Annotated in this window: 22 protein-coding genes and 1 tRNA gene; 13 read left to right on the plus strand and 10 right to left on the minus strand. The window is 64.3% G+C overall.

Features of this window, described 5'->3' with window-relative positions; all coding sequences use genetic code 11:
• Nucleotides 1-140: 140 nt before the first annotated feature.
• The 3 genes from HDG32_RS13785 (at nt 141) to HDG32_RS13795 (ending at nt 3,780) form a co-directional block, all read left to right on the plus strand.
• A complete protein-coding gene (locus tag HDG32_RS13785; RefSeq protein ID WP_184067649.1) occupies nt 141-1,088 on the plus strand; it encodes a hypothetical protein in 948 nt (315 codons plus the stop codon).
• 148 nt (nt 1,089-1,236) lie between these two features.
• Complete coding sequence (locus HDG32_RS13790; protein WP_013089766.1) at nt 1,237-1,455, plus strand: DUF465 domain-containing protein; 219 nt, start codon at nt 1,237-1,239, stop codon at nt 1,453-1,455.
• A gap of 63 nt (nt 1,456-1,518) precedes the next feature.
• A complete protein-coding gene (locus tag HDG32_RS13795) occupies nt 1,519-3,780 on the plus strand; it encodes an ATP-dependent DNA helicase (protein ID WP_184067652.1) in 2,262 nt (753 codons plus the stop codon).
• 192 nt (nt 3,781-3,972) lie between these two features.
• Here HDG32_RS13795 and HDG32_RS36370 read toward each other — a convergent pair whose 3' ends face one another.
• Both HDG32_RS36370 and HDG32_RS13805 read right to left on the minus strand, forming a co-directional pair.
• Nucleotides 3,973-4,224 carry a hypothetical protein gene (locus HDG32_RS36370; protein ID WP_167368596.1) on the minus strand — a complete coding sequence of 84 codons (252 nt, stop codon included), beginning with the start codon at nt 4,222-4,224 and terminating at the stop codon, nt 3,973-3,975.
• Between the two features lie 231 nt (nt 4,225-4,455).
• Entirely contained in the window at nt 4,456-5,709 is a 1,254-nt protein-coding gene (locus HDG32_RS13805) for a cupin domain-containing protein (RefSeq protein ID WP_184067658.1), read from the minus strand.
• A gap of 32 nt (nt 5,710-5,741) precedes the next feature.
• On the opposite strand from HDG32_RS13805, the gene HDG32_RS13810 reads away from it, so the two are divergent.
• Entirely contained in the window at nt 5,742-6,284 is a 543-nt protein-coding gene (locus tag HDG32_RS13810) for a peptidylprolyl isomerase (protein WP_184067661.1), read from the plus strand.
• On the opposite strand, the gene HDG32_RS13815 is transcribed toward HDG32_RS13810, so the two are convergent.
• The 4 genes from HDG32_RS13815 to HDG32_RS13830 all read right to left on the minus strand — a co-directional run bounded on the left by HDG32_RS13815 (nt 6,264) and on the right by HDG32_RS13830 (nt 12,892).
• A complete protein-coding gene (locus HDG32_RS13815; protein WP_260336448.1) occupies nt 6,264-7,715 on the minus strand; it encodes a hypothetical protein in 1,452 nt (483 codons plus the stop codon). The genes HDG32_RS13810 and HDG32_RS13815 overlap by 21 nt on opposite strands.
• Nucleotides 7,681-10,368: a DNA mismatch repair protein MutS gene (gene mutS, locus HDG32_RS13820; RefSeq protein ID WP_184067664.1), complete on the minus strand. Its 2,688-nt coding sequence runs from the start codon at nt 10,366-10,368 to the stop codon at nt 7,681-7,683. Before mutS ends, HDG32_RS13815 begins: the two co-directional genes overlap by 35 nt.
• Nucleotides 10,369-10,576: 208 nt before the next feature.
• A complete protein-coding gene (lplT, locus tag HDG32_RS13825; RefSeq protein WP_184067667.1) occupies nt 10,577-11,875 on the minus strand; it encodes a lysophospholipid transporter LplT in 1,299 nt (432 codons plus the stop codon).
• A 213-nt stretch (nt 11,876-12,088) separates the two neighbouring features.
• Nucleotides 12,089-12,892, minus strand: coding sequence for an inositol monophosphatase family protein (locus HDG32_RS13830; RefSeq protein ID WP_184067670.1), 804 nt, complete (start codon nt 12,890-12,892; stop codon nt 12,089-12,091).
• Nucleotides 12,893-13,299: 407 nt separating this feature from the next.
• On the opposite strand from HDG32_RS13830, the gene HDG32_RS13835 reads away from it, so the two are divergent.
• Both HDG32_RS13835 and cysE read left to right on the plus strand, forming a co-directional pair.
• A complete protein-coding gene (locus HDG32_RS13835) occupies nt 13,300-14,130 on the plus strand; it encodes an RNA methyltransferase (RefSeq protein WP_184067673.1) in 831 nt (276 codons plus the stop codon).
• A 255-nt stretch (nt 14,131-14,385) separates the two neighbouring features.
• Nucleotides 14,386-15,213 (plus strand): serine O-acetyltransferase, encoded by an 828-nt coding sequence (cysE, locus tag HDG32_RS13840; protein ID WP_184067676.1) that lies wholly within the window; start codon nt 14,386-14,388, stop codon nt 15,211-15,213.
• Between the two features lie 45 nt (nt 15,214-15,258).
• On the opposite strand, the gene HDG32_RS13845 is transcribed toward cysE, so the two are convergent.
• From HDG32_RS13845 to HDG32_RS13860, 4 genes are all read right to left on the minus strand, one after another.
• The gene (locus HDG32_RS13845; protein WP_184067678.1) at nt 15,259-16,056 is read right to left on the minus strand and encodes a UDP-2,3-diacylglucosamine diphosphatase; all 798 of its coding nucleotides are present in this window, start codon (nt 16,054-16,056) and stop codon (nt 15,259-15,261) included.
• A gap of 63 nt (nt 16,057-16,119) precedes the next feature.
• A complete protein-coding gene (locus tag HDG32_RS13850) occupies nt 16,120-16,614 on the minus strand; it encodes a peptidylprolyl isomerase (protein ID WP_184067681.1) in 495 nt (164 codons plus the stop codon).
• A 126-nt stretch (nt 16,615-16,740) separates the two neighbouring features.
• Nucleotides 16,741-17,322 (minus strand): peptidylprolyl isomerase, encoded by a 582-nt coding sequence (locus HDG32_RS13855; RefSeq protein ID WP_184022474.1) that lies wholly within the window; start codon nt 17,320-17,322, stop codon nt 16,741-16,743.
• Between the two features lie 50 nt (nt 17,323-17,372).
• Entirely contained in the window at nt 17,373-18,185 is an 813-nt protein-coding gene (locus HDG32_RS13860; protein WP_184067684.1) for a tetratricopeptide repeat protein, read from the minus strand.
• 250 nt (nt 18,186-18,435) lie between these two features.
• Between HDG32_RS13860 and cysS the strand changes: the two genes are divergently transcribed.
• The 7 genes from cysS (at nt 18,436) to HDG32_RS13895 (ending at nt 26,963) form a co-directional block, all read left to right on the plus strand.
• The gene (gene cysS, locus HDG32_RS13865) at nt 18,436-19,833 is read left to right on the plus strand and encodes a cysteine--tRNA ligase (RefSeq protein ID WP_184067687.1); all 1,398 of its coding nucleotides are present in this window, start codon (nt 18,436-18,438) and stop codon (nt 19,831-19,833) included.
• A gap of 47 nt (nt 19,834-19,880) precedes the next feature.
• Nucleotides 19,881-21,005, plus strand: coding sequence for a DNA-3-methyladenine glycosylase (locus tag HDG32_RS13870; protein WP_184067690.1), 1,125 nt, complete (start codon nt 19,881-19,883; stop codon nt 21,003-21,005).
• Between the two features lie 128 nt (nt 21,006-21,133).
• A complete protein-coding gene (locus HDG32_RS13875) occupies nt 21,134-22,105 on the plus strand; it encodes an acetyl-CoA carboxylase carboxyltransferase subunit alpha (protein ID WP_090800690.1) in 972 nt (323 codons plus the stop codon).
• A gap of 53 nt (nt 22,106-22,158) precedes the next feature.
• On the plus strand, nt 22,159-23,649 hold the full coding sequence (gene tilS / locus HDG32_RS13880) for a tRNA lysidine(34) synthetase TilS (RefSeq protein WP_184067693.1): 1,491 nt from the start codon (nt 22,159-22,161) through the stop codon (nt 23,647-23,649).
• 415 nt (nt 23,650-24,064) lie between these two features.
• Nucleotides 24,065-25,315, plus strand: a complete 1,251-nt coding sequence (locus tag HDG32_RS13885) for an aspartate kinase (protein WP_184067696.1) — start codon at nt 24,065-24,067, stop codon at nt 25,313-25,315.
• A gap of 180 nt (nt 25,316-25,495) precedes the next feature.
• Nucleotides 25,496-25,589, plus strand: a tRNA-Ser gene (locus HDG32_RS13890).
• A gap of 159 nt (nt 25,590-25,748) precedes the next feature.
• On the plus strand, nt 25,749-26,963 hold the full coding sequence (locus HDG32_RS13895) for a site-specific integrase (RefSeq protein WP_184067699.1): 1,215 nt from the start codon (nt 25,749-25,751) through the stop codon (nt 26,961-26,963).
• Nucleotides 26,964-26,995: the final 32 nt, after the last annotated feature.

Genomic DNA, 26,995 nt, shown 5'->3' on the forward strand with positions numbered 1-26,995 from the left:
CAATCTCCTTGTCCCTCAACCGCCTGGTCTCTTCGCTGGCGTCAGGTTCACTGCCGGGTTCACTGCCGGGTTCGTCTCAATTGCCGCTGGTTTCTTTGCGCTCGTTCGGTCGGTCGGCTTTAACGGCTGCCGCGTCGTGCGTGATCGCCGCAGCGCTCGTCGTGCCGGTGTCGGCCGCGGCGCAAAGCGCGACGCCGGCGCAAGGTACGGGGCCCGTCGCGGCCTCGGGCCCGCAAGCCGCCGCAACCGCCGACGGCCCTCAAAGCGCAAGTGACGTAGCCGTGCTGGACAAGTCGTTCGACGAGCGGCAACAGGTGCTCAATCAGCGCACCGACGACAACAACTATCAATTCGCTGTCGCGCAACACAACTGCTACAGCCGCTTCTTCGTCAATCACTGTCTGAACCGCGCGCGCGACGCGATGCGCAGCGTGCAGGCGGACATCCGCAAGGAACAGCTCGCGCTCGACGCCGAGCAGCGTGCGCAGCGCGCCCGTGAACGCGACGAACGCACCGCGTTGCGGCGCGCGCAAAACGAGGCGGAAGCGCCGCAACGTGCCGCCGAAGACGCGCGCAACGAGCAGGCGTATCAGGAAAAGCTGCGTCAGCACGCGCTCGATCAGGCGCAGCACAACGCCGAGGCGCCGCAGCGCGAAGCCAATGCGCAGGCCTACGCGGAGAAGCAACGTCAGCACGCGCTCGATCAGGCGCAGCGCAACGCCGCGGCACCGCAGCACGAAGCCAATGCGCAGGCCTACGAGGAGAAGCAGCGCCAGCACGCGCTCGATCAGGCGCAGCGTGGTGTCACGCCTGCGCAGGCGGCGGCCAATCAGAAGGCCTACGACCAGAAGCAGAGCGACTACCAGCGCCAGCTCGAGGAAGCGCGTCGGCAGGGTGCGCAAAAGGCCGCGGAGCGCCAGCAGAAACAGGAGACTTTCGAGCGGAAGCAGGCCGAGGCCGCGCAGCACAAGCTCGATGTCGAAGCACGTCAAAAGCAGGCCGCCGAGAAGGCCGAGCAGAAGCGTCAGGACGAGCTGAAGCAGCAACAGCTCGAAGAGCAGCAAAAGCAGCAACAAGAGCAACAGTAAGCGTGCTGTAGTGGCTGTATCGTAGAGTAAGCCGTGGCGGTCGTGGCCAGGGCCGCCGTAGTCGCCGTAATGCGTTTTGAGGCGGACAGCAACCTCAGGCATTGGACCGCGCGCACGCGGTTCGTGCCGCCGACCAGAGGAGGCGAGCATGCGCGATCGTCATCACGTCATCGACGCAAACACACTTCGCGACCGCATTCTGCAACTGGAATCGGAGCATAGTGGACTCGACCGGTTGATCGACCGGATGTCGGATGAACCCGGCATCGACGACTTCGAGTTGCAGCGCCTGAAAAAGCGCAAACTTAAAGTCAAGGACACCATCATCTTGCTGCAATTGCAGCTCGAACCGGACGCGCGCGCCTGAGTTCGCGGCCTGGCAGGCGCCGGGCGCGCAGCGCGCGAGCCGGACTTAGCAGGAACGCTTGCCTTGAATTTATCGCATGACACTTCATCCCGGGCCGCGCCGGACAACGCATCTGCTTCGGGCACGCCCGCGCCGCGCGCGGCAGCACCGGTGCCAGGTGTGTCGCTGAATCGGCGCCGCGCGAGCGAGCTCGACGACATCTTCGCCGACAACGGTCTGCTCGCACGGCAGATCGACGGTTATCGGCCGCGTGCGTCGCAGATCGAGATGGCGCGCGCGGTTGCCGCGGCGATGGAGGCGTCGGGCCGCGCGATGCCCGAGCCCGCGATGTTCGAGACGCAGAAGCGCCCGGCGCGGCGCCTGCAGCAGACCGGCGCCGAAGCCGTCTCTGAGTCGACCGGGAGCAACGCGCAAGCCGATGGCGTCGACGGTGGTCAGAATACGCTGATCGTAGAGGCGGGTACCGGCACCGGCAAGACCTATGCGTACCTCGTGCCGGCCATGCTGTGGGGCGGCAAGGTGATCGTCTCGACCGGCACCAAGCATCTGCAGGATCAGCTGTTCCAGCGCGACATTCCGACCGTGCGCGACGCGCTCGCGGTGCCGGTGTCGGTCGCGATGCTGAAGGGCCGCGCGAACTACCTGTGCCATTACTACCTGCAACGCACCGCGGACAACGGCCGTCTGCCGTCGCGCCAGGAGACCTCGTATCTGCAGGACATCGTGCGCTTCGCTAAGATCACGCGCACCGGCGACAAGGCCGAACTCGCGAGCGTGCCGGAAACGGCGCAGGTGTGGTCGATGGTCACGTCGACGCGCGACAACTGTCTCGGCCAGGAGTGTCCCCACTACAAGGACTGCTTCGTGATGCAGGCGCGCCGCGAAGCGCAGCAGGCCGATATCGTGGTGGTCAACCACCATCTGTTTTTCGCCGACATCATGCTGCGCGATACCGGCATGGCGGAGCTGCTGCCGACTGCGAATACGGTCATCTTCGACGAAGCGCACCAGCTGCCCGAAACCGCGACGCTGTTTTTCGGCGAGACGCTATCGACCGCGCAGTTTCTCGAACTCGCACGCGATTCGGTCGCCGAGGGCCTCGGTCACGCACGCGATGCGGTCGATTGGGTCAACCTCGGCGCGACGCTCGAGCGCGCCGCGCGCGACGTGCGGCTCGCGTTCAAGGAAGACTCGGTGCGTCTGTCGATCGGCCAGCTGCCCGACGATCACCCGCTGTTCGCCGCGCTCGAGACGCTCGAGGCCGAACTCGACGCGTTGGCCTCGGCGTTGGCGGGCCAGGCCGAGCGAGCCGAATCGCTCGGCGCGTGTTTGCGTCGCGCGCGCGAGTTGCAGGACGTGCTGAGCGGCTGGACCACGCCACCCACGAGTGCAGAACGCGACGCGGTTGCGACCCGCGAGGGTGACGCCAGCGCGGAGCGCGCCGATCCGAATGAAAAGGTGCGCTGGATCGAGGTGTTCTCGCACACGGTGCAGCTGCACGAAACGCCGTTGTCGGTCGCGCCGATTTTCGCGAAGCAGCGGGCCGGCGTACCGCGCGCGTGGATCTTCACATCGGCGACGCTGTCGGTGCGCGGCGACTTCACGCACTATGCGGCGCAGATGGGCTTGAACTCGAAGCGCTCGATGACATTGCCGAGCCCATTCGACTATCCATCGCAAGGGCTTCTGTACGTACCGCGCAATCTGCCACAGCCGTCATCGCCGATGTTCACCGACGCCGTGTTCGATGCCGCATTGCCCGCGATCGAAGCCTCGGGCGGCGGCGTCTTCATGCTGTGCACGACGCTGCGCGCGGTGGATCGTATCTCGGCGAAGCTGCGCGACGCGATCGAGTCGCGCGGCTGGGACTATCCGCTGCTCGTGCAGGGCGATGCGAGCCGCACCGAACTGCTCGACCGCTTTCGCGCCTACGGCAATGCGATCCTGGTCGGCAGTCAGAGCTTCTGGGAAGGGGTGGACGTGCGCGGCGACGCGCTGTCGCTGGTCGTGATCGACAAGCTGCCGTTTGCGCCGCCGGACGATCCCGTGCTGGCCGCGCGGCTCGACGCACTGACGAAGAAGGGCTTGAGCCCGTTCGCCGTGCATCAGCTGCCGCAGGCCGTCATCACGCTGAAGCAGGGCGCCGGCCGGCTGATTCGCGCGGAGACCGATCGTGGCGTGCTGATGATCTGCGATACACGTCTCGTCGATAAACCTTATGGCCGCCGCATCTGGCAGAGTCTGCCGCCGTTCAAGCGCACCCGCGAGATCGACGTGGTGCGTGAGTTCTTTGAGGAGAGCGCTGGGCCAGCGGAGCCGATTTGATAGGGGATGTGTTCCACACATGCGACGAGCTCCGCAGCGGAAAGCGGCCCTGAATGACAAAACGCCACGGATGTGAATCCGTGGCGTTTTTCTTTTCCCGTTTGCGGCTCGCGCCGTTTCCGGCCAGCCTCCAAACGTTTCGTGCGCAGGCGCTGTAGCGGGAGCGCCGCTACAGCGCCGAACCGTTGCGGCTTACTGGCTTGCGCCTGCTGCCGGCGATGCTGCTTCAGCCGGCGATGCTGCTTCAGCCGGCGATGCTGCTTCGGCCGGCGATGCTGCTTCGGCCGGCGATGCTGCAACTGCCGGCGATGCTGCTTCAGCAGGCGATGCTGCCGCCGGTGCGGACGCAGCTTCCGACGGTGCAGCAGCCTGATCGTTGCTCTTGTTGCATGCAGCGAGTGCCACAACTGCCAACAGGGATGCTACGAGGAGGGATTTCTTCATGATCACGTCCTTTTATGGTTTAAAGGTAAGCAACAGCGCAAAATAAAACCGGTAATGTGCTCCAACACCGACCTGGGCCGCTGGTGGAGATGCTCTTTTGACGAGCTGGAATCTTCCCTACGGCTTGGGCGGAAATTATATGCACTTTCGTACTGACAGTCGATAAATGCGGGTCAATACGTTGTCTTTCTCATACAAAATTTCACTGTACGGTATAACAGGCGGGCAGAGTTACGCAATCTCGCCTACCTGTATCCAGCCCGCACAATACCACTCGTGTAGCAGTGCTGTCACCGATGAATCGTGCGATAGTGTTACAAAGCGTTTCGCACTCATGCACCGCAGATTTGCGAGTTCAAACAGCCATTTTTTCGCGCCGGTCCACGATATTTCTTCTCCATTTACGAAGAAAAAACGTCGTTCATACAACAGGTTAGTCTTGCGATCGAGCCGTAGACCGGATCTCGACGCCGCGCCGATGAAACGGGCTTCGTTGAGCGGCCGTTGCGGCGGATCGAAGACGACACTCGGCTTGGGTTCGCTGAGGTACGTACCAAGGAACGACGCAATGTCCTGCTCATTCCATCGCACTTTAGCAAGCATCGCGCCCACCCGTTCGACGAGCGCCGCGGGCAACTCGGCCGGCTGTTCGACGGCGGCCTGCCGTGGGTCGCGATAAAGGGCGCCCGCCTTGCCCGTAGCCTCTCCGCGCTCGGCCAGGTGGTAGAGGAACTGCGCGGTCAGCTCGCTTTCGGAGGGCGCGCGAAAACCGATCGAGCAGGTCATGCATTCGCCCTCGGCGATGCCGTCGTGCGCGATGTGCGGCGGCAGGTACAGCATGTCGCCGGGCTCGAGTACCCACTCCTGTTCGTGCTCGAAGTGCTGTAAAACCTTCAACGGCAAGCCGGGTTGCAGCGTCAGATCTTTCTGCGCGCTAATGCGCCAGCGGCGCTTGCCTTTTACTTGCAAAAGAAACACATCGTAGGAATCGAAGTGCGGGCCGACGCCGCCGCTATCGGTCGCATACGAAATCATCAGGTCGTCGAGACGCGCGTCCGGCACGAAACGGAAACGGTCGAGCAACGCGCGCGCGCGGTCGTCGTGCAGATCCACGCCCTGCACGAGCAGTGTCCATGCGCGCTGTTTGACGGACGGCAGTTCGTCGGGCGCGAACGGGCCGTGCTCCAGCTGCCATTTGTTGCGGAAGTGCGTGATCAGGCGCGCTTCGACGTCGTCCCGATCGGCCAGCTCGAACAGCTCGTCGCGCGACAGCGGCGCTTCGATGTCCGGAATCGCCTGACGGATCAGCAGCGGCTTTTTCTGCCAGTAGCGGCGCATGAATTGCGACGGGCTCAGATGGCCGAGAAGTGCGGTCGGAACGTCGGGCGAGGGCGGAAGAATGGGCCGCGTGGCCGGCTTTGCAGCAGACGGCGAGTTGCTTGCCGAACCTGCATCGGCCGGGAGGTGAGTGGGCCGCCTGGGCATCGTATAATGTGAGTTGTATTTTGGAGAATCGAATGAAAATCGCAAAGAACACCGTCGTGTCGGTCGCCTACAAGCTGTCGGATGCGCAGGGCAATCTGATCGAGGAAAGCGAAGAGCCGATGGTCTATCTTCACGGCGGCTATGATGGCACGTTCCCCAAGATCGAGGAAGAGCTCGACGGCCACGAGGCTGGCTTCGAGACCCAGATCCAGCTCGAGCCGCAAGACGCGTTCGGCGAATACGATCCCGAGCTTGTGAAGATCGAGCCGCGCGATCGCTTCCCGGAACCGCTCGAAGTCGGCATGCAATTCGAAGGCACCCCCGAAGATGGCGACGAGGAAATCGATGCGCTGGTGTACGTGGTGACCGACGTCGCGGAAGACAAGGTCGTGCTCGACGGCAATCATCCGCTCGCCGGCATGGCGCTGCGTTTCGCGTTGACCGTCAAAGACGTGCGTCCGGCAACTGAAGACGAAATCCAGCACGAGCACGCGCATGGCGCGGACGGCCTCGAAGTTCTCGACGACGATGAAGACGAGGACGAAGAAGACAGATCAAAACCGACCCTGCACTGAGCTTGCGGGCATGCGCGGTGTCGTCGCGGGGGCAGACGGCACCGATGCGGGCAACGCAGGCGAGGCTGGCAGTATCGACCCCGGCGGCATCGAGATAGCGGGCCCATAGTCGCTGCCGCCCTGGTCGGACGGGATGCGCGGCTGCTGCTCCTGCGACTCTCCAGGCGTCTGCAATACGGGCGGCAATTCCGACGCCGGCCCGAAACCTTCTACATTCGGCATCTCCGGCGCAACCGGCATCGACGCGCCGGATTCGTCGCGCGGCGATGCGGGCGGCAAGACCGGCGGCGTGGTGGGCAGCGGCATCTGCTTCGGCACGTCGCGCACGCTGACTCTGAACGGCGGCTTCCTGCCGAAATCCGCTTCTATCTGAATCCATTGGTTGAGACGATCATGCGGCGCGAGCGCAATGCGCGTGAGGTTCGTCACGACCGTCCCCTTGTCGTTGCGTAGCGGCTGATCGATGACGAAACCGCCGGCCGGCCGGTCGTCGTCTGCATGAATGACGACCACGGGTCCGGGGAAAATCTGCGCGAGCTTGACCAGACTGCGCTTGAATTCCAGAAAGCCGTCGCGGCGCGAGCTATGTGCGAAGTGCAGCCAGGCGAACCGTTCGGGTCGCTCGTAGCGCTCCGGGTCGAAGTCGCCCTGAATGAACACGACGATCGCGCGCGCGTCGCGGCGCTTCGCGTATTCGGCCGCGTGCTCGAGCCAGAATGCGTTGGCGATCACGCGATCTTCGAACTCGCCGTTGCGGCCGCCCGCGCTCAGGTAGTGGTTGTTCGGACCCGGCGCGTTCAGACCGATGAAGACGATGTCGCCAGCTTTGTCGTTCGCTTTGTCGTTCGTTGTTTCGTTGACCACCCAGCGCACGTTTTCACGGAACGGGCGGAAGCGCGACACCTCGCTCTCGCGCGTCAACGCGATCGGGTTCTGCCCCATCGACGTTGGATCGGCGAACAGCGTTTGCCGCAACTGGTCGAGCCGCTCGACCGGATCGAAGCCGCCGCCTTCCGCCGTGCCGCAATCGACCCAGTCATGCTGGCCGGGGATAAAGAAGAGGGCAGTGCGCGAGCTGTCGAGCAGCGCGTGGCGGCGCTCGAATAGCGCGTCGCGGCAAACTTCCTTTGGCCCCTTCAGATTGCCGTCGTAGACGATGAAGCGCACGTCGCGCTCGCGGCCGATCGCCTCGAGCAGCCGTTGCGTGGCGGCTTCGTCGGCGGGGCTGTGCATCGTGCCGGAAATCACCGCGAACGCGAAGCGCGAGGCCTCGGCGTGCGCCGGCGCGGTCCATGCGCACACTGCCACGAGCACGACGATGCCGCCTGCCGGTGCGAGCACGTGGCGCAGCGCCGCGCGAAGCCCGCGCGGGCGCGGCGGCGGGTGTCCCGGCGTGTCAGTGGTCCGCATCCGGCGCGACGGCCAGTTCATGCAGTTCGTACAGCAGATCGAGCGCTTCGCGCGGCCGCAGATCGTTCGGATCGATGCCGCGCAGACGCTCGACGAGTGTCTGCATCGCGGGCGACGCAGGGGTTGCGTCGCTCGCCGCCTCGTGGTCGTCGTCCGCATCTTCGGCGAGCATGGCAGGCTGCGTCGCGAACAGATCGAGTTGCGGCGCGGGCTGCGCGGCCGATTGCTGCTCCAGATGCGCGAGATGCTTGCGTGCCGCGCGGATCACCGCGTTCGGCACGCCGGCGAGTTGCGCGACCTGCAGACCGTAGCTCTGATTGGCGGGCCCTTCGTTGACCGCGTGCAGGAACACGATGCCGTGCCCGTGCTCGACTGCCGACAGATGCACGTTGGCCGCGTGCGGAAACTCCGCGGGTAGTTGCGTCAGCTCGAAATAGTGCGTCGCGAACAGCGTGTAGCAGCCGTTGTGGGCGAGCAGGTGGCGCGCGATCGCCCACGCCAGCGCGAGGCCGTCGAACGTCGACGTGCCGCGGCCGATCTCGTCCATCAGCACGAGGCTTTGCGGTGTCGCGTCGTTGAGGATCGCGGCGGCTTCGGTCATCTCCACCATGAAGGTCGAGCGGCCGCCGGCGAGGTCGTCGGCCGCGCCGATGCGCGTGAAGATGCGGTCGATCGGTCCGAAGGCCGCGCGCCGCGCTGGTACATAGCTGCCCACGTAAGCGAGCAGCGCGATCAGCGCGGTCTGGCGCATGAAAGTCGACTTACCGCCCATGTTGGGACCGGTGATCAACAGCAGCTTGCGCTCGGTCGCGAGTGAGCAATCGTTGGCGATGAACTGCTCGACCTGCGCCTCGACCACTGGATGACGACCTTGCTCGATGTCGATACCCGCGTTCGCCGAGAACGTCGGCGCAACCCAGTCGAGCGCGCGAGCGCGTTCGCCGAGCGCGGCCAGCAGATCGAGTTCGGCGAGCGCGAGCGCAACGCGCTGACAGTCGGGAATGAACGGCAGCAACGATTGCAGCAACGCGTCGTACAGTGCGCGTTCGCGCGCGAGCGCGCGTTCCTGCGCGGACAGCGCTTTGTCCTCGAAGGTCTTCAGCTCGGGCGTGATATAGCGCTCGGCATTCTTCAGCGTTTGCCGACGGCGATAGTCGTCCGGCACCTTGTCGGTCTGGCCGCGCGTGACTTCGATATAGAAGCCGTGCACCTTGTTGTACTCGACGCGCAGATTGCTGATGCCGGTGCGGGCGCGTTCGCGTGTTTCGAGATCGATCAGGAACTGTCCACAGTTCTCCGAAATATCGCGCAGTTCGTCGAGCTCGGCGTCATAACGACGCGCGATGACGCCGCCATCGCGCACCATCGCGGCCGGCTCTTGCGCGACCGCGAGCTTCAGCAAATCGGCGCACGCGTGCGGCGGTTCGAGCGCCGCGTCGATGCGCGCGAGCGAATCCGCGTTCGAGGCCACCGCCGCGAGCTGCGCGCGCAATGCAGGTAGCGCGATGAAGGTATCGCGCAGGCTCGACAGATCGCGCGGCCGCGCCGACAGCAGCGCGAGACGTCCGGTGATCCGTTCGATGTCCGAAATCTGCCGCAATGCGCTGCGCAATGTATCGAGATCGGCGCCCGGCGGCGCGTCGAGCAACGCGCCGATCGCCTGCTGACGCGCCTGAGCCACCGCCGAATCGCGCGGCGGATGATGCAGCCAGTGCCGCAGCAGGCGGCTGCCCATCGTCGTGCAGCAGGTGTCGAGCAGCGAGCACAGCGTCGGCGATTCGGTGCCGCGCAGTGTCTCCGTGAGTTCGAGGTTGCGGCGCGTGGCCGGATCGAGGCCGATGTATTCGGATTCGTATTCGACCTTCAGGCTGCGCACATGGCGCAGTTGCTGGCCCTGCGTGGACGCCGCATACAGCAGCAACGCGCCGGCCGCGCCGCACGCGCAGCCGAGCGAATGCGCGCCGAAGCCGTCGAGGCTCGCGACTTCGAGCTGGTCGCACAGGCGCTTCGTGCCCGAGGTGATATCGAAGTGCCAGGCCGGTACACGCTTGAGCGCGCTGGCGTTGACAGGCGGTGTCCAGCTGGTCGAATCGGCGGTGGCGTCGGCGACCAGAATTTCCGCGGGACGGATGCGCTCCAGCGCGGCGGCGACCTGATCGGGCGCGACTTCGGCGAGGCGCAGCGCGCCGCTCGCGAGATTGAGCCACGCGAGACCGACGCTCGTGGCGACACCGCGGCGATTGTGCGCGACGCCCAGCGCGAGCAGATAGACGTCGCTCTTGTCGGACAGCAGCGCGGCGTCGGTCAGCGTGCCAGGCGTAACCACGCGCATGACCTTGCGCTCGACCGGGCCTTTCGAGGTGGCCGGGTCGCCGATCTGTTCGCAGATCGCGACCGATTCGCCGAGCTTCACGAGCCTGGCCAGATACTGTTCGACAGCGTGATGCGGCACGCCGGCCATCTTGATCGGATTGCCCGCCGACGCGCCGCGCTGCGTGAGCGTCAGGTCGAGCAGGCGCGCGGCTTTTTCGGCGTCGTCGAAAAAGAGTTCGTAGAAGTCGCCCATCCGGTAGAACACCAGCGTGCCCGGATGCTCCGCCTTGATGCGCAGGTACTGCTGCATCATCGGCGTGTGTTGTGCGACGTCGTTGGCCGCTGCGGTTTGAATACCCATCCTTCGTGTCTTCTTGCGGTAGATGCTCAGGGCGTGAGTTTAACCCGCCGGCGCGGCGAGCGGACCCTGGCCGAACGGACGATGCCCAACACAAGAGCTGAATGTCAGCATGACCTATTCGATCAAAGCGGGGGTTGCACGCCGTCGCGGCGGGTTACGGCCGTCGAGCCGAGCCTCGCGCTGTCATTGCTGGAGCACCGTGGTGCATTCATTCCTCGATCATCGCCCGCATGTCCACCCTGCGTTCGTTCGCCGCGCTGCGGCGTTTCGCGAGCCACATCAGCAGCGTGATGAAGGTGCCGAACACGACGATGATCCACTGCGCGGGCATCTTCGCCGTGAGCAGCAGCGCGTACACGCCGAGCATCAGCAGCACCGCGAGGTTCTGGTTGAAATTCTGCACGGCGATCGAGTGACCGGCCGACAGCAGCGTCGCGCCGCGATGCTGCAGGATCGCATTCATCGGCACGATGAAAAAGCCCGACAACGCACCGAGCACGATCATCAGCGGATAGGCCAGCAGAATGTAGTAGGGCGCGACGTGCGTGCCGAAGCGCAGGCCCGCGCCCGCCGGGAACAGGTCCTTGTTGTAGAAGGCCATCGCGATCGCCACCGCGCCCGTCAGCACGCCGACCGGCAACACCTTCAGCGAGTGGCGCAATGGAATCAGCGCGGCCGCGCCCGCCGCGCCGATCGCGATGCCGAAGCCGGTCACGCCTTGCATCACCGCCGCCTTCGACAACGACAGCCCGAGGTTCACGTTCGCCCATTTGAGCACCAGCAGCTGCATCGTCACGACGGCGCCCCACATCAGCGTGGTCACCCACAGCGCGATCTGCGCGAGCTTGTCGGCCCACAGCACCCGGAAGCAGTGATGGAAATCGCCGACCAGCTTATTCGGCTCGGTCAGCCGGTTCGGATAGCGCGCGCCAGTGTCCGGAATGAAGATGTTGATCGCGGCGGCGATCGCGTAGGTGAGCATGACCGCACCCATCGCGAGATCGGCGGCCGAGCGGATCAGCGGCATATGCGCACGCGTGACGAAATGCTCGAAGACGGTGCTGATCAGCGCACCGCCGAGCATCGTGCCGGCGATCGTCGACAGCACCGTCGCCGATTCGAGCCACGCGTTCGCCTCCACGAGCTTTCCGGCGGGCAGCAGCTCGGTGAGGATGCCGTACTTGGCGGGCGAATACGCGGCTGCGCCGAAGCCGACCACGCCGTAGGCGATCATCGGATGAACGCCCAGAATCATCATCAGGCAGCCGCTCGCTTTCAGCGCGTTGGAGACGAACATCACGTGGCGCTTCTGCATCGAATCGGCGAACGCGCCGACGAACGGCGCGAGCAGCACGTACGAGATCGTGAAAAAAATCTGCAGCAGCGGCGTAACCCACGCGGCCGAGCGCATCACGGAAAGCAGGGCGATGGCGGCGATCAACAGCGCATTGTCGGCCAGCGACGAAATGAACTGTGCCGCGATGATCGTATGGAAGCCTTTTTTCATGGGGCAGATTGGAGGCTGCGCCCGGGGCGAAAGTCGGGCAGGGTCAAAGCGGCATGGAGCAGGGAACGGTCCCGCCGGAGTACCGCCCCGAATAACTTCCCGCTTTTTAGCACGACGCTCCGCACACTGGAGCGCCGCCAACAGAAAAGCGGCCGAAGCCGCTTTTCTCTGCAACCGTTATGCGTTGCCGCGGACCGGCCGCGGCGGCGCACCTTACGCCGACTGCTGGCGCGTGCGGCTGTAGCGCGACAGGATCGGAATCATCTGCGCGTAGACCTTCGGGTTGCCCGCGACGACTTCGCCGACGTGCAGGAACTCCGAATCACCGGTGTAGTTGCCGACCAGGCCGCCGGCTTCGGTGATCAGCAGGCTGCCCGCCGCGACGTCCCATGCGTTCAGGCCCTGCTCGAAGAAGCCGTCCATGTGGCCGGCCGCGACGTTGGCCAGATCGAGCGCGGCGGCGCCCGGACGGCGCAGGCCGGCGCAGGCTTCGGTCATCTCGGCGAACTGACGGCCGTACGATTCGAGGCTGTCCTGCGTGCGGAACGGAAAGCCGGTGCCGATCAGGCAGTCGGCCAGGCGGTCACGCTTGGCGACGCGGATGCGGCGATCGTTGAGAAACGCGCCACGGCCGCGCGATGCGGTGAACAGATCGTTGCGGGTCGGATCGTAGACGACGGCCTGCGTGACGACGCCCTTGTGCGCGAGCGCGATCGACACGCAGTAGTAAGGGAAGCCGTGGATGAAGTTGGTGGTGCCGTCGAGCGGATCGATGATCCACTGGTATTCGGAATCGTGGTCCGACTTGCCCGACTCTTCGGCGAGGATGGCGTGATCGGGATAGGCGGTCTTCAGCGTTTCGATGATCGCCGCTTCGGACGCTTTGTCGACCTCCGTGACGAAATCGTTGTGCTGCTTTTTGCTGACCTGAATCAGGTCGAGATCGAGCGATGCGCGGTTGATGATCTGAGCTGCGCGGCGCGCGGCCTTCACAGCGATATTGAGCATGGGATGCATAAACTGATCCTTGTGCCGGGGCAGCACGGCTGCCGGCCGGTAAATAAGCGCGAAACTGCGCTGACGGGCGCCGCAACGACGCAAAAACAGCACGGAACGGCAGTCCGGCTATCAAACCGGAGAGCATTCCGTCGACGGAGACGAATTGAATAAGAACGGTGCGACCGGTTCGACGCAAGCTTCAGCAAACGTCGGCGCCGGACGCGAAAAGCGGTATTTTACCTGAGTCCGGGCGCCCTCGCGCATGCTCGCTCACGTGCGGCTGATGTACCGCACAGGCGCCCGCCGGTGCCGGTCCGATGCTGCGCCCTCGTCCGCGCGCGTGGCTCGCGCGTGCGCCTGATTCGGCATCGGTGCCCGTTGGCGCTACCATACGCGTCTTGAGTCCTAGCCAGCCGAGTTTCATCGTGGATCACACCCACCATTCCTCCGACCCCACCGTGGCCGATTTGCGCGGCGGCTTCACGTCGACGCGTTTCGTGCTGGTCGAGCCCAGCCATCCGGGCAATGTCGGCGCCGCGGCGCGCGCGCTGAAAACCATGGGCTTTTCGCGGCTCGTGCTCGTGTCGCCGCGCGTGCCGAACGTGCAGAACGACCCCGAAGCGATCGCGATGGCGAGCGGCGCCGATGACGTACTCGCCTCCGTGCACGTGGTGCCGTCGCTCGCCGATGCACTGACTGGCGTGCACTGGTCGATTGCGCTGACCGCGCGGCTGCGCGAATACGGTCCGCCGCAATGGACGCCGCGCGCGGCTGCCGCCGCCGCGCACGCAGAGGCGATGCACGGCGAGATCGCGCTGGTGTTCGGCAACGAGCGCACGGGCCTGTCGAACGAGGACGTCGAGCGATGCAGCGCGATCGCGCATATTCCGGCCAATCCGGCCTATAGCTCGCTCAATCTCGCGCAGGCGGTGCAGGTGCTCGCCTACGAGCTACGCACCGCGTACCTCGGCGCCGACGAAGCGAGCGACGGCGCACCCACCGCGGGAGCACACGCGGCGCCGGCCGAATCCGCCGCTCCACGCGCGCAGATGGCGGCCAGCGACGAGATCGAGAGCATGTTCGCGCATCTGGAAAGCGCACTGGTCGCGCTCGAGTTTCTCGATCCGGCCAATCCGAAGAAGCTGATGTCACGGCTGCGGCGGCTCTTCGCGCGCTCTGGCCTCGAGCGCGAGGAGGTCAACATCGTGCGCGGCATCGCCAAGCACATCCTGCTCAAGACCAGACGGACCGGCTGACGGTCCGTTGACCAGCCCGTGACGGCGCACCTGATGCGCCGCCTTCGTCTGACGACAACCTTGCAGGTGACGGGGACTTCCGGCACGTTTCGCGCAATCGCCCTACAATCCACGAAACGTTAGAAGCAAAGCTGCCGCCGTACTAAGCGGCAGCGATGCCGTTAGCTATGGCGCGAAACGCAGAGTCCCGCGCATGCGCAAACCGCGCGGGTTCGCTCACGCAGACGGTTTTCCCCCAACAATACAGTCCCTGCCATGTTCACGAGACTTCGCGAAGATATCGCCACCATCCGCGAGCGCGATCCCGCCGCCCGCAGCGCATGGGAAGTGCTCACGTGTTATCCGGGGCTGCACGCGCTCGTGCTGCATCGGATCGCTCACGCGTGCTGGCGCGCGAAGCGCCGCTGGCTCGCGCGTTTCGTGTCCCAGATGGCGCGCTTCATGACCGGCATCGAGATTCATCCGGGCGCGAGCGTCGGGCGGCGCGTGTTCATCGATCACGGCATGGGCGTCGTGATCGGCGAGACCGCGCGGATCGGCGACGACTGCACGATCTACCAGGGTGTGACGCTCGGTGGCACGTCGCTCACGCGCGGCGCGAAGCGGCATCCGACGCTCGAGCGTGGTGTGATCGTCGGTGCGGGCGCGAAGGTGCTCGGCGGCTTCACAGTCGGCGCGGACGCGAAGATCGGATCGAACGCGGTCGTGACGAAGCCGGTGCCGGCGCGTGGCACGGCGCTCGGCAATCCGGCGCGGATCATCGTGCCGGCCGCGGCGGCTGCGAACGGTGCGAACCCGAATGCGAACAACGCCGCGCGTGACGCGAAGCGCGGCAGCGAAATCAGCGCGTTTTGCGCATACGGCATCACGCCCAACGCGGACGATCCGGTTTCGCTCGCGATTCACGGTCTGATCGACCATGCGGCTACTCAGGCGCGACGAATCGATGAAATCGTCGATGCGCTCGAGCGGCTCGGCACGAGCCTCGAAGGTCTGCAAGGCGCGGATGCGGCGTTGCTCGATTTGCGGCGGCTATCGGCGGCGATCGCGGGGAAGGTGGAGGGGCTGGCGGGGGAGCGCTAGGTATCGGCGCCTCGGCAGCGCGAAGCGCACGCCGTATCCACGAGGTCAATCCAGCGGCAACGCTCGAATCCCGTCGGCATCGATCTTCAGATAGCCGCCCCGGCGCTCGCCGTGATCGAGATCCCAGTCGGGCAGAACCCAGCGCGTGCCGCCCGGCTCGCGATGCCGCGCGGGCAGATGGGTATGCCCATGAATGATCGTCGCGGTCTTCGATTTCCTGAACAACGCGGCGACACCTTGCGGGGTCACGTCATACTTGATCGGCATCGGCCGCGTGCGGCCATGCTCGCTCTTCGAGCGCATGTTCTCGGCGAGCTTGCGACGCCAACGAAACGGCCACGCGAGAAACAGAATCTGCGCGAGTCGATTGCGCGCGAAACACCTGAACAACTGATAGCCGCGATCCGCGGTGCACAGACCATCGCCATGGGCGAGCGCAATGCGCGTGCCGAACGCGGTAATCACGAACGGATCGGGCAGCCAGATCGCGCCGGCCGCTTTCATGAAGCGCTTGCCCAGCAGAAAGTCGCGGTTGCCGTGCATGATGTAAAGCGCGATGCCGCGCTCGGACAGCGTGTGCAGCAGCGCCGCAATATGGGCGACGAACGGCTCGCTCAGCATGTCGTCGCCGACCCAGTAGTCGAACAGGTCGCCGAGGATGAACACCGAGTCGGCCGCCTCCGCGCTCACGCGGATGAAATGCTCGAACGCGGCGACCGTGCGCGGAATCGCCTCGCTCAGATGCAGATCGGAGAGGAAGAAAAAAGGGCGCGCGGCGTGCGGGCGTCGGCCCTCGCCTGGCACGCCCGCGGCGACGCTTCGCAGCGGCGTCTCTTGCAGCATTGAAGGTGCCTGATTTCAGTTCAAAGGAGTCGACGCCCGCATGAGGCGCGACTCACTCACGGTTTAGTCGACGACGACAGCTTTTTCGATCACGACGTCATCGACCGGCACGTCCTGATGGAAGCCCTTCGAACCGGTCTTGACCTTCTTGATCTTCTCGACCACGTCCATGCCTTCGACGACCTTGCCGAACACCGCATAGCCCCAGCCTTGCGGCGTCGGCGACGAGTGGTTCAGGAAGTCGTTGTCGTTCACGTTGATGAAGAATTGCGCGGTCGCCGAATGAGGGTCGTTGGTACGCGCCATCGCGATCGAGCCGTTCTCGTTCTTCAGACCGTTGTTCGCCTCGTTGGTGATCGGCTCGGCCGTCGGCTTCTGCTTCATTCCGGGTTCGAAGCCGCCGCCCTGGATCATGAAGCCGTCGATCACGCGGTGAAACACCGTGTTGTCGTAGTGGCCGGCCTTCACGTAGTTCAGGAAGTTCTCGACCGACTTCGGCGCCTTTTCGGCATTCAGCTCGAGTTTGATGAGGCCGTGGTTCGTATGCAGTTCAACCATGATGGAATCCTTTGATGAACAGGTGGATAAAAGGCGCGGCGCGTCGTCATGTGCTGACGACCGGCCGCGCCGGGGCGTTGGTTGGGGCCGGGCTTCGGCCGCGCGGGTTTGCTTGCCCGTTCGTTTTTACTTGCTCACCACCGTCGCCGACTGGATCACGACCGGCTTCTGCGGCACATCGCTCATCGGGCCGCGCGTGGTGGTGGGCGTGGCTTCGATGCGTTTCACGACGTCCATGCCGCTCGTGACCTTGCCGAATACCGCGTAGCCGTTGCCGTCCGGATTCGGGTAGTCGAGATTGGCATTGTCCACCGTGTTGATGAAGAACTGCGCGGTGGCCGAATTCGGGTCGCTGGTGCGTGCCATCGCGATCGTGCCAGCGGTGTTCTTCAGACCGGTGCGGCTCTCGAGCGGAATCGGCGCGCGCGTCGGCTTCTCGACGAAGCTCTGCGTATAGCCGCCGCCCTGGATCATGAAGCCCGGAATCACGCGATGGAAGATCGTGCCGCTATATTGGCCGGCTTTCACGTAGTCGAGGAAATTGGCGACCGTCTTTGGCGCTTTCTCGGGATACAGCTCGACGCGGATGTCACCCTCCGACGTCTTCAGCAGCACGGAAGGATGAGCGGCCTGCGAACCGGACTGCGCAAAGGCGGGTGCGTTTGCGATCAGGGCGGCGCTGCCGAGCGCCAACATCAACCATTTCATGAAAGTCCTCGGGGTTGGAGAAAACTTGCGGCAGGCACCGAGCCCGGCGCTCAGCGCGACGGCGCCATGTACGGCGGCATGGCGAGCGAGCCATTCGGGCCGCCGAACTGGAAGCTCGGGCTGTCCGTGATGTTCGACGTGGGGTGCGCGGCGGGCACGGTCGTCTGCTCGGCGGCGGGCTGCGACGCCGCGGCAGCGGGCTGCGACGCCGCGGCAGCGGGCGTTGCCGGCGACACGACCTTCTGGATATCCGCGAGACGCTGCGCGGTCCTCGGGCTCGCCTTGCCGAGGCTCTCCGCGCGACGGTACGCGGCATCGGCGAGGCGCAGATAGAGGTCACCGAGGTTCTCGAACGCGAGGCCGTAGTTCGGATTGACCTGGGTGGCCATCTCGAGCGCCGCGCGCGCTTCGGTCAGACGGCCTTGTCTCGCGAAGAGTGTGGCGAGGTTGTTGTACGGCTCGGGCAACTCGGGATACAGCTGCGTGAGTTCGGTGAACGCTGTGATCGCTTCGTCGTCGCGATTCAGATGCACGAGCACGTTTGCGCGTTTGAACTTCGCTTGTGCGTCGCGCGGATTCGCGGCGACGCGCGCATCGAGTTGGGTCAGCGCGGCTTGCCAGTTTTTCTGCGCAATCGACGCGTCGATTTCCGGCGTATTGTCACGCACGGCGGGGCCTTGCGGCATCACCGCGGTCTTCTGCGCATAAGCGCTCGCGACCGGCACCGCGGCAAGTGCGGCAACGACGGTGACGCGCCACGCGAGGGCACGCGCCGCTTCGAAAGTAACGCCACCGACAACGTTGCCAAACGCAGTCGCGGCGAGGGTCGCAGCGCTGTGCGCGCGGCCGCTGGAGTGTTTCATAGGCTCAGGTCTGGATGTTATACTCCGAGCCATTCTAACAAAAGGTCTGCGCGTTCCGTCGAACCGCCGACTGTCTTTTCGCCACTCGTGGCCGTCTCCGCCCGGTTCGCAGCCTCGTCTGCAGCCTGATCGCCGCACGTGGTGCGCCGGTTTCAGCTGTATGCGATGCACCCGTTATCCTGTTCGTTTCGCGGGTCGCGGCGCGCATGAAGCACAATGCGGACTTCTTTCGGCCCACGCACCGCTCTCTATGGAATCTCTGCGCATTTACAACACGCTCGCGCGTGACAAACAGACTTTCGTGCCGCTGCGCGAAGGTGTCGTGCGGATGTACGTCTGCGGGATGACCGTGTACGACTATTGTCACGTCGGTCATGCGCGGGTGATGGTCGTGTTCGACATCGTGCAGCGCTGGTTGCGTGCGCTTGGCTACAACGTGACTTACGTGCGCAACATTACCGATATCGACGACAAGATCATCAAGCGTGCAGTCGAGAACGGTGAAACCATCAAATCGCTGACCGATCGCTTCATCGCCGCGCTGCATGAAGACGCGGACGCGCTCGGCATCGAGCGTCCGGACATCGAGCCGCGCGCGACCGACTTCATTCCGCAGATGCTCGGCATGATCGAGACGCTCGAGAAAAACGGCTACGCCTACCAGGCGAGCGACGGCGACGTCAACTACGCGGTACGCAAATTCGCAGGCTACGGCAAGCTGTCGGGCAAGTCGCTCGAAGACCTGCGCGCTGGCGAACGCGTCGCGGCCAACGACGCAAAACAGGACCCGCTCGACTTCGTGCTGTGGAAGCAGGCGAAGCCCGAGGAACCGGCCGACACCGGCTGGGATTCGAAGTACGGGCGCGGTCGTCCCGGCTGGCACATCGAGTGCTCGGCGATGGGCTGCACGCTGCTCGGTGAACAGTTCGACATTCACGGTGGCGGCCAGGATCTGCAGTTTCCGCACCACGAAAACGAGATCGCGCAAAGTGAGGCCGCGACCGGACAAACATTCGTCAATTACTGGATGCACAACGGCTACGTACAGATCGACAATGAGAAGATGTCGAAGTCGTTGAACAATTTTTTTACGATTCGCGAAGTGCTCGCGCAGTACGATGCAGAGGTGGTGCGTTTCTTCATTGCGCGCGCGCATTACCGCTCGCCGTTGAACTACAGCGACGTACATATCGACGACGCGCGCAATGCACTCGCGCGTTTGTACACGGCGTTGAAAGACGTGACGCCCGATAGCGCCGTGCTCGACTGGAACGAAGCGCACGCGCAGCGTTTCCAGGCGGCAATGAACGACGACTTCAACACGCCGGTGGCCGTGTCGGTGCTGTTCGAGCTGGCCACCGATGTGAACCGCACGCGCGACCCCGCGCTGGCCCGTCAATTGCGCGCGCTTGGCGCGGTGCTCGGGCTGCTCGGACGCGAACCGCGTGCATACCTGCAGCAGGCAGCGGGTGCTGCAGCCGAAGGCGCGCTCGAGCCCGTCGCGATCGAAGCGAAGATCGCCGCGCGCATCGCCGCCAAGCAGGCAAAGGACTATGCGGCAGCAGACCGGATCCGGGCCGAATTGCTCGATGCCGGCGTTGCCCTTGAAGACAAACCCGGCGGGTTGACCGAGTGGCGGCGCGTGTGAGCGCACCTCGTACTTCCCTCTGAACGACTCGCCAGGCAGGAGGCAGGATGGCAACGGCCACGAAGACGCCGGCTAAACGCGCGGCGTCTCAAACCAGTGCGGCAGCCGCGGCATCGGCTGCCGCAGCGTCGGCAGCCGCAGCATCGGCTGCCGCAGCTCAGTCGACTCGTGCGGGCGGCGGCGCGGTAGACAAAGCGCCCTCGACGGCGGGCGGGGCGGCGGCGAAAGCCGACTCGACCGCGGCAAAGAAGAGCGCAGCCAAACGCTCGCTCAATGGCGCGGCCACTGAAGCTGCGCACGCGCCTGCGAAACGCGCGAAAACGGCGTCGCGTGCGAAGGGCAACGGTGCGTTGCCGGCCAAACTCGCGGCCGAGCTCGCCGGCGACGTGCAGGAACTCGCGCGCGACACGAACGCGGGCGAAGTCGTGCGCAAGACGCGCGTATCGGCCACCTCGGCGAGCACGGCCAGCGCGGGCGGCGAAGCGGCCGGTGTCGCATCGCTCGCGAACGAAGTCGCGGTGCCGGTGCAGATCGGCGCTCTCGCGCCTGAAGTCACGCGTCCCGCGTATTGGGACAAGGCGTGCGCGGATCTCGTCAAGCGCGATCGCATTTTGAAGAAGCTGATTCCGAAGTTCGGCCCCGTGCATTTGCTGAGTCGTAGCGATCCTTTCGTCACGCTTGCGCGCTCGGTGGTCGGCCAGCAGATCTCGGTCGCGTCGGCGCAGGCCGTGTGGGCGAGGGTCGAAGTCGCGTGTCCGAAGCTCGTGCCGCAGCAGTTCATCAAGCTCGGTCTCGAGAAGCTGACCGCGTGCGGTTTGTCGAAACGCAAGGCCGAATACGTGCTCGATCTCGCGAGGCATTTCGTGTCGGGCGCGTTGCACGTCGGCAAGTGGACGTCGATGGACGACGAGGCGGTGATCGCCGAACTCACGCAGATTCGCGGCATCGGCCGCTGGACCGCGGAGATGTTCCTGATTTTCAACCTGTCGCGTCCCGATGTGCTACCGCTCGACGACCTCGGCCTGATCCGCGCGATCAGCGTCAACTATTTCAGCGGCGAACCCGTCACGCGCAGCGAAGCGCGCGAGGTTGCCGCGAACTGGGAGCCGTGGCGCACGGTGGCGACCTGGTACATGTGGCGTAGTCTCGATCCGTTACCGGTCGACTACTAAAGAAGAACAGGAAACGAAGCCGTTTCAAAGACTATCGCGTATATGATATCGATAGTTGAGAAATGGTTTTGACATCGGCGCACGCGGTTAGAATACGCGCTGCCCGGTAAGTCCAAGGATTACAACCAATGAAGACCACGTTTCTGGATTTCGAACAGCCGATCGCTGAACTCGAAGCGAAGATCGAAGAATTGCGCTTCGTGCAGGACGACTCGGCCGTCGATATTTCGGAAGAGATCGAGCGGCTGTCCAAGAAGAGCCAGCAGCTCACCAAAGATCTGTATGCGAACCTCACACCGTGGCAGGTTTCGCAAATCGCCCGTCATCCGCAGCGTCCGTACACGTTCGACTACGTGAGCGAGCTGTTTACCGATTTCCATGAACTGCATGGCGACCGCAACTTCGCGGACGATCTGTCGATCGTCGGCGGTCTCGCGCGGTTCAACGGCCAGGCGTGCATGGTGATCGGTCATCAGAAGGGCCGCGACACCAAGGAGCGCGCGCTACGCAACTTCGGCATGCCGCGTCCGGAAGGCTATCGCAAGGCCGAGCGGCTGATGCGCCTCGCCGAGAAGTTCGGCCTGCCGATCTTCACGTTCATCGACACGCCGGGCGCGTACCCGGGCATCGGCGCGGAAGAGCGGGGCCAGTCCGAAGCGATCGGCCGCAATCTGTACGTGATGGCCGAGCTGAAGACGCCGCTGATCGCGACGATCATCGGCGAGGGCGGCTCGGGCGGCGCACTCGCTATCGCGGTGGGCGACAGCGTGCTGATGTTGCAGTTCTCGACCTACTCGGTGATCTCGCCGGAAGGCTGCGCATCGATCCTGTGGAAAAGCGCCGCCAAGGCACCGGAAGCAGCGGAGGCGCTCGGTCTGACCGCGCATCGTCTGAAGGCGCTCGGTTTGATCGACAAGATCGTCAACGAGCCGCTCGGCGGCGCGCATCGCGATCCGAAGGGCATGGCGGCGATGCTGCGCCGTGCGCTCGCCGATTCGCTGCGCCAGTTCCAGGGTATGAGCACCAACGACCTGCGCGAACGCCGTTTCGAACGGCTGATGGCGTACGGCAAATTCAAGGAAACGACGCCGGGCGCATAAGCCCGCGCGTTGGCCTGTCTCTTTCGTCCACCGGCGCTTTCCGCGCTAACGACGTGACCACCACCGCCGACTCATCCGCCGAGCGCCTCGTGATCGAGGCGCTCGGCGCCGCGCTCTCCGGGCTCGATTCGAACGCGCGCATTGCGGTCGCATTCAGCGGCGGCGTCGATTCGAGCGTGCTCCTCGATGCGGCGGTGCGCGTCGCGGGTGCGTCGCGCTGTATCGCGCTGCACGTGCATCATGGATTGAGTCCACATGCCGATACGTGGCTCGCGCACTGCGAGGCTTTCGCGCGCGAACGTGGCGTCGAATTCGACGCGCGACGCGTGGATGTTTCGCGCGCGCCGGGCCTGAGCATCGAGGCCGCGGCACGCGACGCGCGTTATCGCGCGCTCGACGCGATGTGCGCAACGCACGGCATTGGCACGCTATGGCTCGCGCAGCATGCGGACGATCAGGCCGAGACCGTGCTGCTGCAACTGCTGCGCGGCGCGGGGCTCGCGGGTCTCGCGGCGATGGCGCCCGGCACGCTGCCGACAGGTGCGTCGACGACACGTGTGCGGCCGCTTTTGCATCTGCTGCGCGCGCAGCTCGAACACTATGCGAGCGCGCGCAAGCTGCGCTGGATCGACGACGAATCGAACGCGGACACGCGTTATGCGCGCAACGCCTTGCGTCATCAGGTGATGCCGGCGCTCGCGGTGCACTTCCCGGGCTTTCGCGATGCGCTCGCGCGCACGGCCGCGCATTCGGCATCGGCGCAGCGATTGCTCGACACGCTCGCGCGCGCCGACATGGAAAGCGCGTCGCGCGATGAAGGACGCGCCCTCGCGCACGACGTGCTGCTCGCTCTCGACGACGATCGCGCGCTGAATCTGCTGCGCTACTGGATGCGTACGCTCGGCTTCGTCGCGGCATCGAGCGCACGTGTCGCGGATGCACTGCGGCAGTTGCGCGAAGTGGCTGCGGGGCAGGACGGACATCGGCTCCGCATCGATCATGCGGGGCATGCGTTGCGCAGCTATCGCGGCCTCGTCTACTGGGAAGCCGGCGATAGCAGCGAACCCGCCGACGAAACCGCGCTCGTCGAGCGCGAGATCAGTGAACTCGCGTGGCAAGGGCAAGAGATCTGGCATTTGCCGCAATGGCGCGGCACGTTCGTGTTCGCGATGGTGGATGCAGCCGCTGTGGATGCAGCCGCTGCTTCCGACGTAGCCGATGCAGCGCACGCAGCGCCACGTAACGAAGCATGCGACATCGTTCCTGTCAGCGTCCTGCAACGAGCCTCTCTAAGCGTGCGGGCGCGCCGCGGCGGAGAACGCATGCGCATCGGTGTGCCGAACACGCCCAGCCGCACGCTGAAGAACCTGTTTCAGGAGCGCGGCATTCCCGCATGGAAGCGCGACGTGCCATTGCTTTACGTTGGCGATGAACTGCTGTTCGTGCCGCTGATCGGCGTGAATCGCGGGACCGTGCGCGACGCATCTCCGGAGCGCGAAGCGTGCGTGAAAATCGTCTGGCGCGAGGATCTGCTGATCGCCTGAGCGCCGGTCGGACAGTCGCGCAAGCCGTGCGTGCAGATGTCGAAAGCGTGAAACAGGGCGCAAATCAACGATAAAACAGGCAATTGCAGGCCTGATTCGACGCATTTGAGCGCTCGTTGCGTCTTGTCTTTTTGCGCCTAATCAGGTACTTTAACTTGTTTGCCCGACCCGATTTCGCCGTCGCTTTTGTCGCTATCGGTCGTTAGTGCCGGCAGGCGTGCGTGATCCGTCGTCGCCGTTCAATTCCGATCAGCCATTTGCGATTTCATCCCGGGCAAATCCGCGCGTGCTGCACGCGTGCTGCATCTACGCCGCCACACACTTTGCCGCCGTTCACGAGACGTTGCGCCCCTGTGCTTTCTGTGCGGTCGTCTCCAGCGCGCCAGCGCGGTTTCTCTTCCAGTTCAGAACGACAATGGCACTCATCGTACATAAATACGGCGGCACCTCGATGGGCTCGGTCGAGCGCATCAAGAACGTCGCCAGGCGCGTCGCGAAATGGCACATGGCCGGCCATCAGATGGTCGTCGTGCCGTCGGCAATGTCCGGCGAAACCAATCGCCTGCTTGGCCTCGCGAAAGAAATCACGACTCAACCGAGCCCGCGTGAGCTCGACATGATCGCCGCCACCGGCGAGCAGGTCAGCTCGGGTTTGCTCGCGATCGCGCTGCAGGAAGCCGGCGTCGAAGCGGTCAGCTACGCAGGCTGGCAGGTGCCGGTCAAGACCGATAGCGCGTTTACGAAAGCGCGCATCAGCGACATCGACGGCGAGCGCGTCATGCAAGACCTCGCAGCCGGCAAGGTGGTCGTGATCACCGGCTTCCAGGGCATTGACCCGGACGGCCACATCACGACGCTCGGCCGCGGCGGCTCGGACACGTCGGCAGTCGCGGTCGCGGCCGCGCTGAAGGCCGACGAGTGCCTGATCTACACGGATGTCGACGGTGTGTACACGACGGACCCGCGCGTCGTTGAAGAAGCGCGCCGGCTCGACCGCGTGACGTTCGAAGAAATGCTGGAAATGGCCAGCCTGGGTTCGAAGGTGCTGCAGATCCGCTCGGTGGAATTCGCCGGCAAATATCAGGTGAAAACGCGCGTGCTGTCGAGCCTGACCGATCCGCTGATGCCACTCGACGAAGAAATGAAGTCGGGCACCCTGATTACTTTTGAAGAAGACGAGACCATGGAAAAAGCAGTCATCTCGGGTATCGCGTTCCAGCGCGACGAAGCTCGTATCGCCGTGATGGGCGTGCCCGACAAGCCGGGCATCGCGTATCAGATTCTCGGCCCGGTGGCGGACGCGAATATCGATGTCGACATGATCATCCAGAACCAGAGCGTCGAGGGCAAGACGGCATTCACGTTCACGGTTGGCCGCGGCGACTATGCGCGTGCAATGGAAATCCTCACCGGCACGGTAAAGGCGCACGTCCAGGCCGAGCAGGTGCTGGGCGACCCGAAGGTGTCGAAGGTGTCGGTGGTCGGCGTCGGGATGCGCTCGCACGTCGGCATCGCCAGCAAGATGTTCCGCACGTTGTCGGAAGAGGGCATCAACATTCAGATGATCTCGACCTCGGAGATCAAGATTTCGGTGTTGATCGACGAAAAGTACATGGAGCTCGCGGTACGCGCGCTGCATAAGGCCTTCGAACTCGATCAGGCATAAGTGGCGGGAAAAACGGGGCGCTCTGGAGCGTCCCGTTTGTTTTGTGGCGTTCATGTGAATGAATTGCGTGATGAGACGCCACGTTGGCACAAATAATGTTCGTCAGACATTGACCTTATCGGCCCGGCCCGCTATCATCTTGGCTTCGTCGCACTGACTCCCTGTGCGACAGAAAGTTTGGGAGACGTGGCCGAGAGGTCGAAGGCACTCCCCTGCTAAGGGAGCATCTGGGCCAAAACCTGGATCGAGGGTTCGAATCCCTCCGTCTCCGCCAGGAGCACCTCCCGGGGCATCTCACAATGTCCCGGACCAAACCCCGGAAGGCCGCCACATGGGCCTTCCGGGGTTTTTTCTTGTGCCGGACCTTCCCGCTCCATACCACCCAATCGCAAACAAAAGTATGGGTAGTAGTATGGGTAGAAAGGAGGCAGTCATGAGCACGATTTCACGCTCCATCCACCGTCTTTCCGCGCTCGGCGTCGCGCGTCTGAAGCAGCCTGGCCATTACTGCGATGGCGGTTGTCTGTACCTTCAGGTGTCGGTGGCGCGTACGCGCTCATGGGTCTACCGCTTCAGGCGCAAGGGCCGGTTGCGTGAGATGGGCCTGGGGCCACTGCATGTCGTCTCGCTTGCCGATGCACGCGAGCTCGCAGCCCGCTACCGGAAGATGCTTTTCGAAGGTGTCGATCCGATCGAGGCGCGCCGTGCCGAACGCGCGCAGCAGCTTGCGATGGCCGCACATAACAAGACGTTTGATGAGTGCACCAAGGCATTCATCAAGGCCAACCGTGCAGGGTGGAAAAATGAAAAGCACGTGACGCAATGGGAGAACACCCTGGCCACTTACGCTTCTCCATTTTTCGGCCAGCTTTCCGTGCGCGATATCGATACAACGCTCGTCTTGAGTGTTCTCGAACCCATCTGGGAGGCGAAGCCCGAGACGGCCAGTCGCGTGAGGGGGCGCATCGAGTCGGTGCTTGACTGGGCAACCGCGCACAGGTATCGGGAGGGAGAGAACCCGGCACGATGGAAAGGCCATCTCGACAAAATCCTGCCTGCGCGCATCAGGGTGCGCAAGGTTCGGCACCATCCCGCGTTGCCCTTCGGCGAAGTGCCCGCATTCATGAAGGCTCTCAAGGCTCAGGATGGTCTCGCAGCACGCGCGCTGGAACTCGTGATTCTCACTGCGGGCAGGACCAACGAAGTGATCGGCGCGATACGCAGCGAGTTCGATCTCGATGCCGCGACGTGGACAATCCCTGCGGAGCGGATGAAGGCTGAGCGCCCGCATCGGGTTCCGCTGTCCGCGTCGGCTCTTGCGCTGGTGCGCCGCCTGCTTGATGAGACGGACGGAGAACTGGTCTTTCCGGGCGCGAAGAAGGGCAAGCCGCTGTCGAACATGGCAATGCTTACCGTCCTTCGCCGCATGCAGCGCGGCGACCTCACCGTGCACGGCTTTCGTTCGACCTTCCGCGACTGGGCCGCCGAATGTACGACGTACCCCAACGAAATGGCCGAAATGGCGCTCGCTCACGCGGTGGACGACAAGGTTGAGGCCGCCTATCGTCGAGGGGACATGTTCCAGCGACGCAGGCAGATGATGGATGACTGGGTGGCTTACTGCAGCCCGAAAGCGAAAGCAGCCTGATGTCGTGCGCGGATTGTCTGAGGCCTTGTCGG

The organism is Paraburkholderia sp. CI2 (genome assembly GCF_014201055.1).
Lineage (GTDB): Bacteria > Pseudomonadota > Gammaproteobacteria > Burkholderiales > Burkholderiaceae > Paraburkholderia > Paraburkholderia tuberum.

What these genes read in the sequence shown, in the direction of transcription:
- HDG32_RS13790 (WP_013089766.1), top strand. Translation starts at nt 1,237, where the DNA reads ATGCGCGATCGTCATCACGTCATCGACGCAAACACACTTCGCGACCGC.
- HDG32_RS36370 (WP_167368596.1), bottom strand. Translation starts at nt 4,224, where the DNA reads ATGAAGAAATCCCTCCTCGTAGCATCCCTGTTGGCAGTTGTGGCACTC.
- HDG32_RS13805 (WP_184067658.1), bottom strand. Translation starts at nt 5,709, where the DNA reads ATGCCCAGGCGGCCCACTCACCTCCCGGCCGATGCAGGTTCGGCAAGC.
- HDG32_RS13810 (WP_184067661.1), top strand. Translation starts at nt 5,742, where the DNA reads ATGAAAATCGCAAAGAACACCGTCGTGTCGGTCGCCTACAAGCTGTCG.
- HDG32_RS13815 (WP_260336448.1), bottom strand. Translation starts at nt 7,715, where the DNA reads ATGAACTGGCCGTCGCGCCGGATGCGGACCACTGACACGCCGGGACAC.
- mutS (WP_184067664.1), bottom strand. Translation starts at nt 10,368, where the DNA reads ATGGGTATTCAAACCGCAGCGGCCAACGACGTCGCACAACACACGCCG.
- lplT (WP_184067667.1), bottom strand. Translation starts at nt 11,875, where the DNA reads ATGAAAAAAGGCTTCCATACGATCATCGCGGCACAGTTCATTTCGTCG.
- HDG32_RS13830 (WP_184067670.1), bottom strand. Translation starts at nt 12,892, where the DNA reads ATGCATCCCATGCTCAATATCGCTGTGAAGGCCGCGCGCCGCGCAGCT.
- cysE (WP_184067676.1), top strand. Translation starts at nt 14,386, where the DNA reads ATGTTCACGAGACTTCGCGAAGATATCGCCACCATCCGCGAGCGCGAT.
- HDG32_RS13845 (WP_184067678.1), bottom strand. Translation starts at nt 16,056, where the DNA reads ATGCTGCAAGAGACGCCGCTGCGAAGCGTCGCCGCGGGCGTGCCAGGC.
- HDG32_RS13850 (WP_184067681.1), bottom strand. Translation starts at nt 16,614, where the DNA reads ATGGTTGAACTGCATACGAACCACGGCCTCATCAAACTCGAGCTGAAT.
- HDG32_RS13855 (WP_184022474.1), bottom strand. Translation starts at nt 17,322, where the DNA reads ATGAAATGGTTGATGTTGGCGCTCGGCAGCGCCGCCCTGATCGCAAAC.
- HDG32_RS13860 (WP_184067684.1), bottom strand. Translation starts at nt 18,185, where the DNA reads ATGAAACACTCCAGCGGCCGCGCGCACAGCGCTGCGACCCTCGCCGCG.
- cysS (WP_184067687.1), top strand. Translation starts at nt 18,436, where the DNA reads ATGGAATCTCTGCGCATTTACAACACGCTCGCGCGTGACAAACAGACT.
- HDG32_RS13870 (WP_184067690.1), top strand. Translation starts at nt 19,881, where the DNA reads ATGGCAACGGCCACGAAGACGCCGGCTAAACGCGCGGCGTCTCAAACC.
- HDG32_RS13875 (WP_090800690.1), top strand. Translation starts at nt 21,134, where the DNA reads ATGAAGACCACGTTTCTGGATTTCGAACAGCCGATCGCTGAACTCGAA.
- HDG32_RS13885 (WP_184067696.1), top strand. Translation starts at nt 24,065, where the DNA reads ATGGCACTCATCGTACATAAATACGGCGGCACCTCGATGGGCTCGGTC.
- HDG32_RS13895 (WP_184067699.1), top strand. Translation starts at nt 25,749, where the DNA reads ATGAGCACGATTTCACGCTCCATCCACCGTCTTTCCGCGCTCGGCGTC.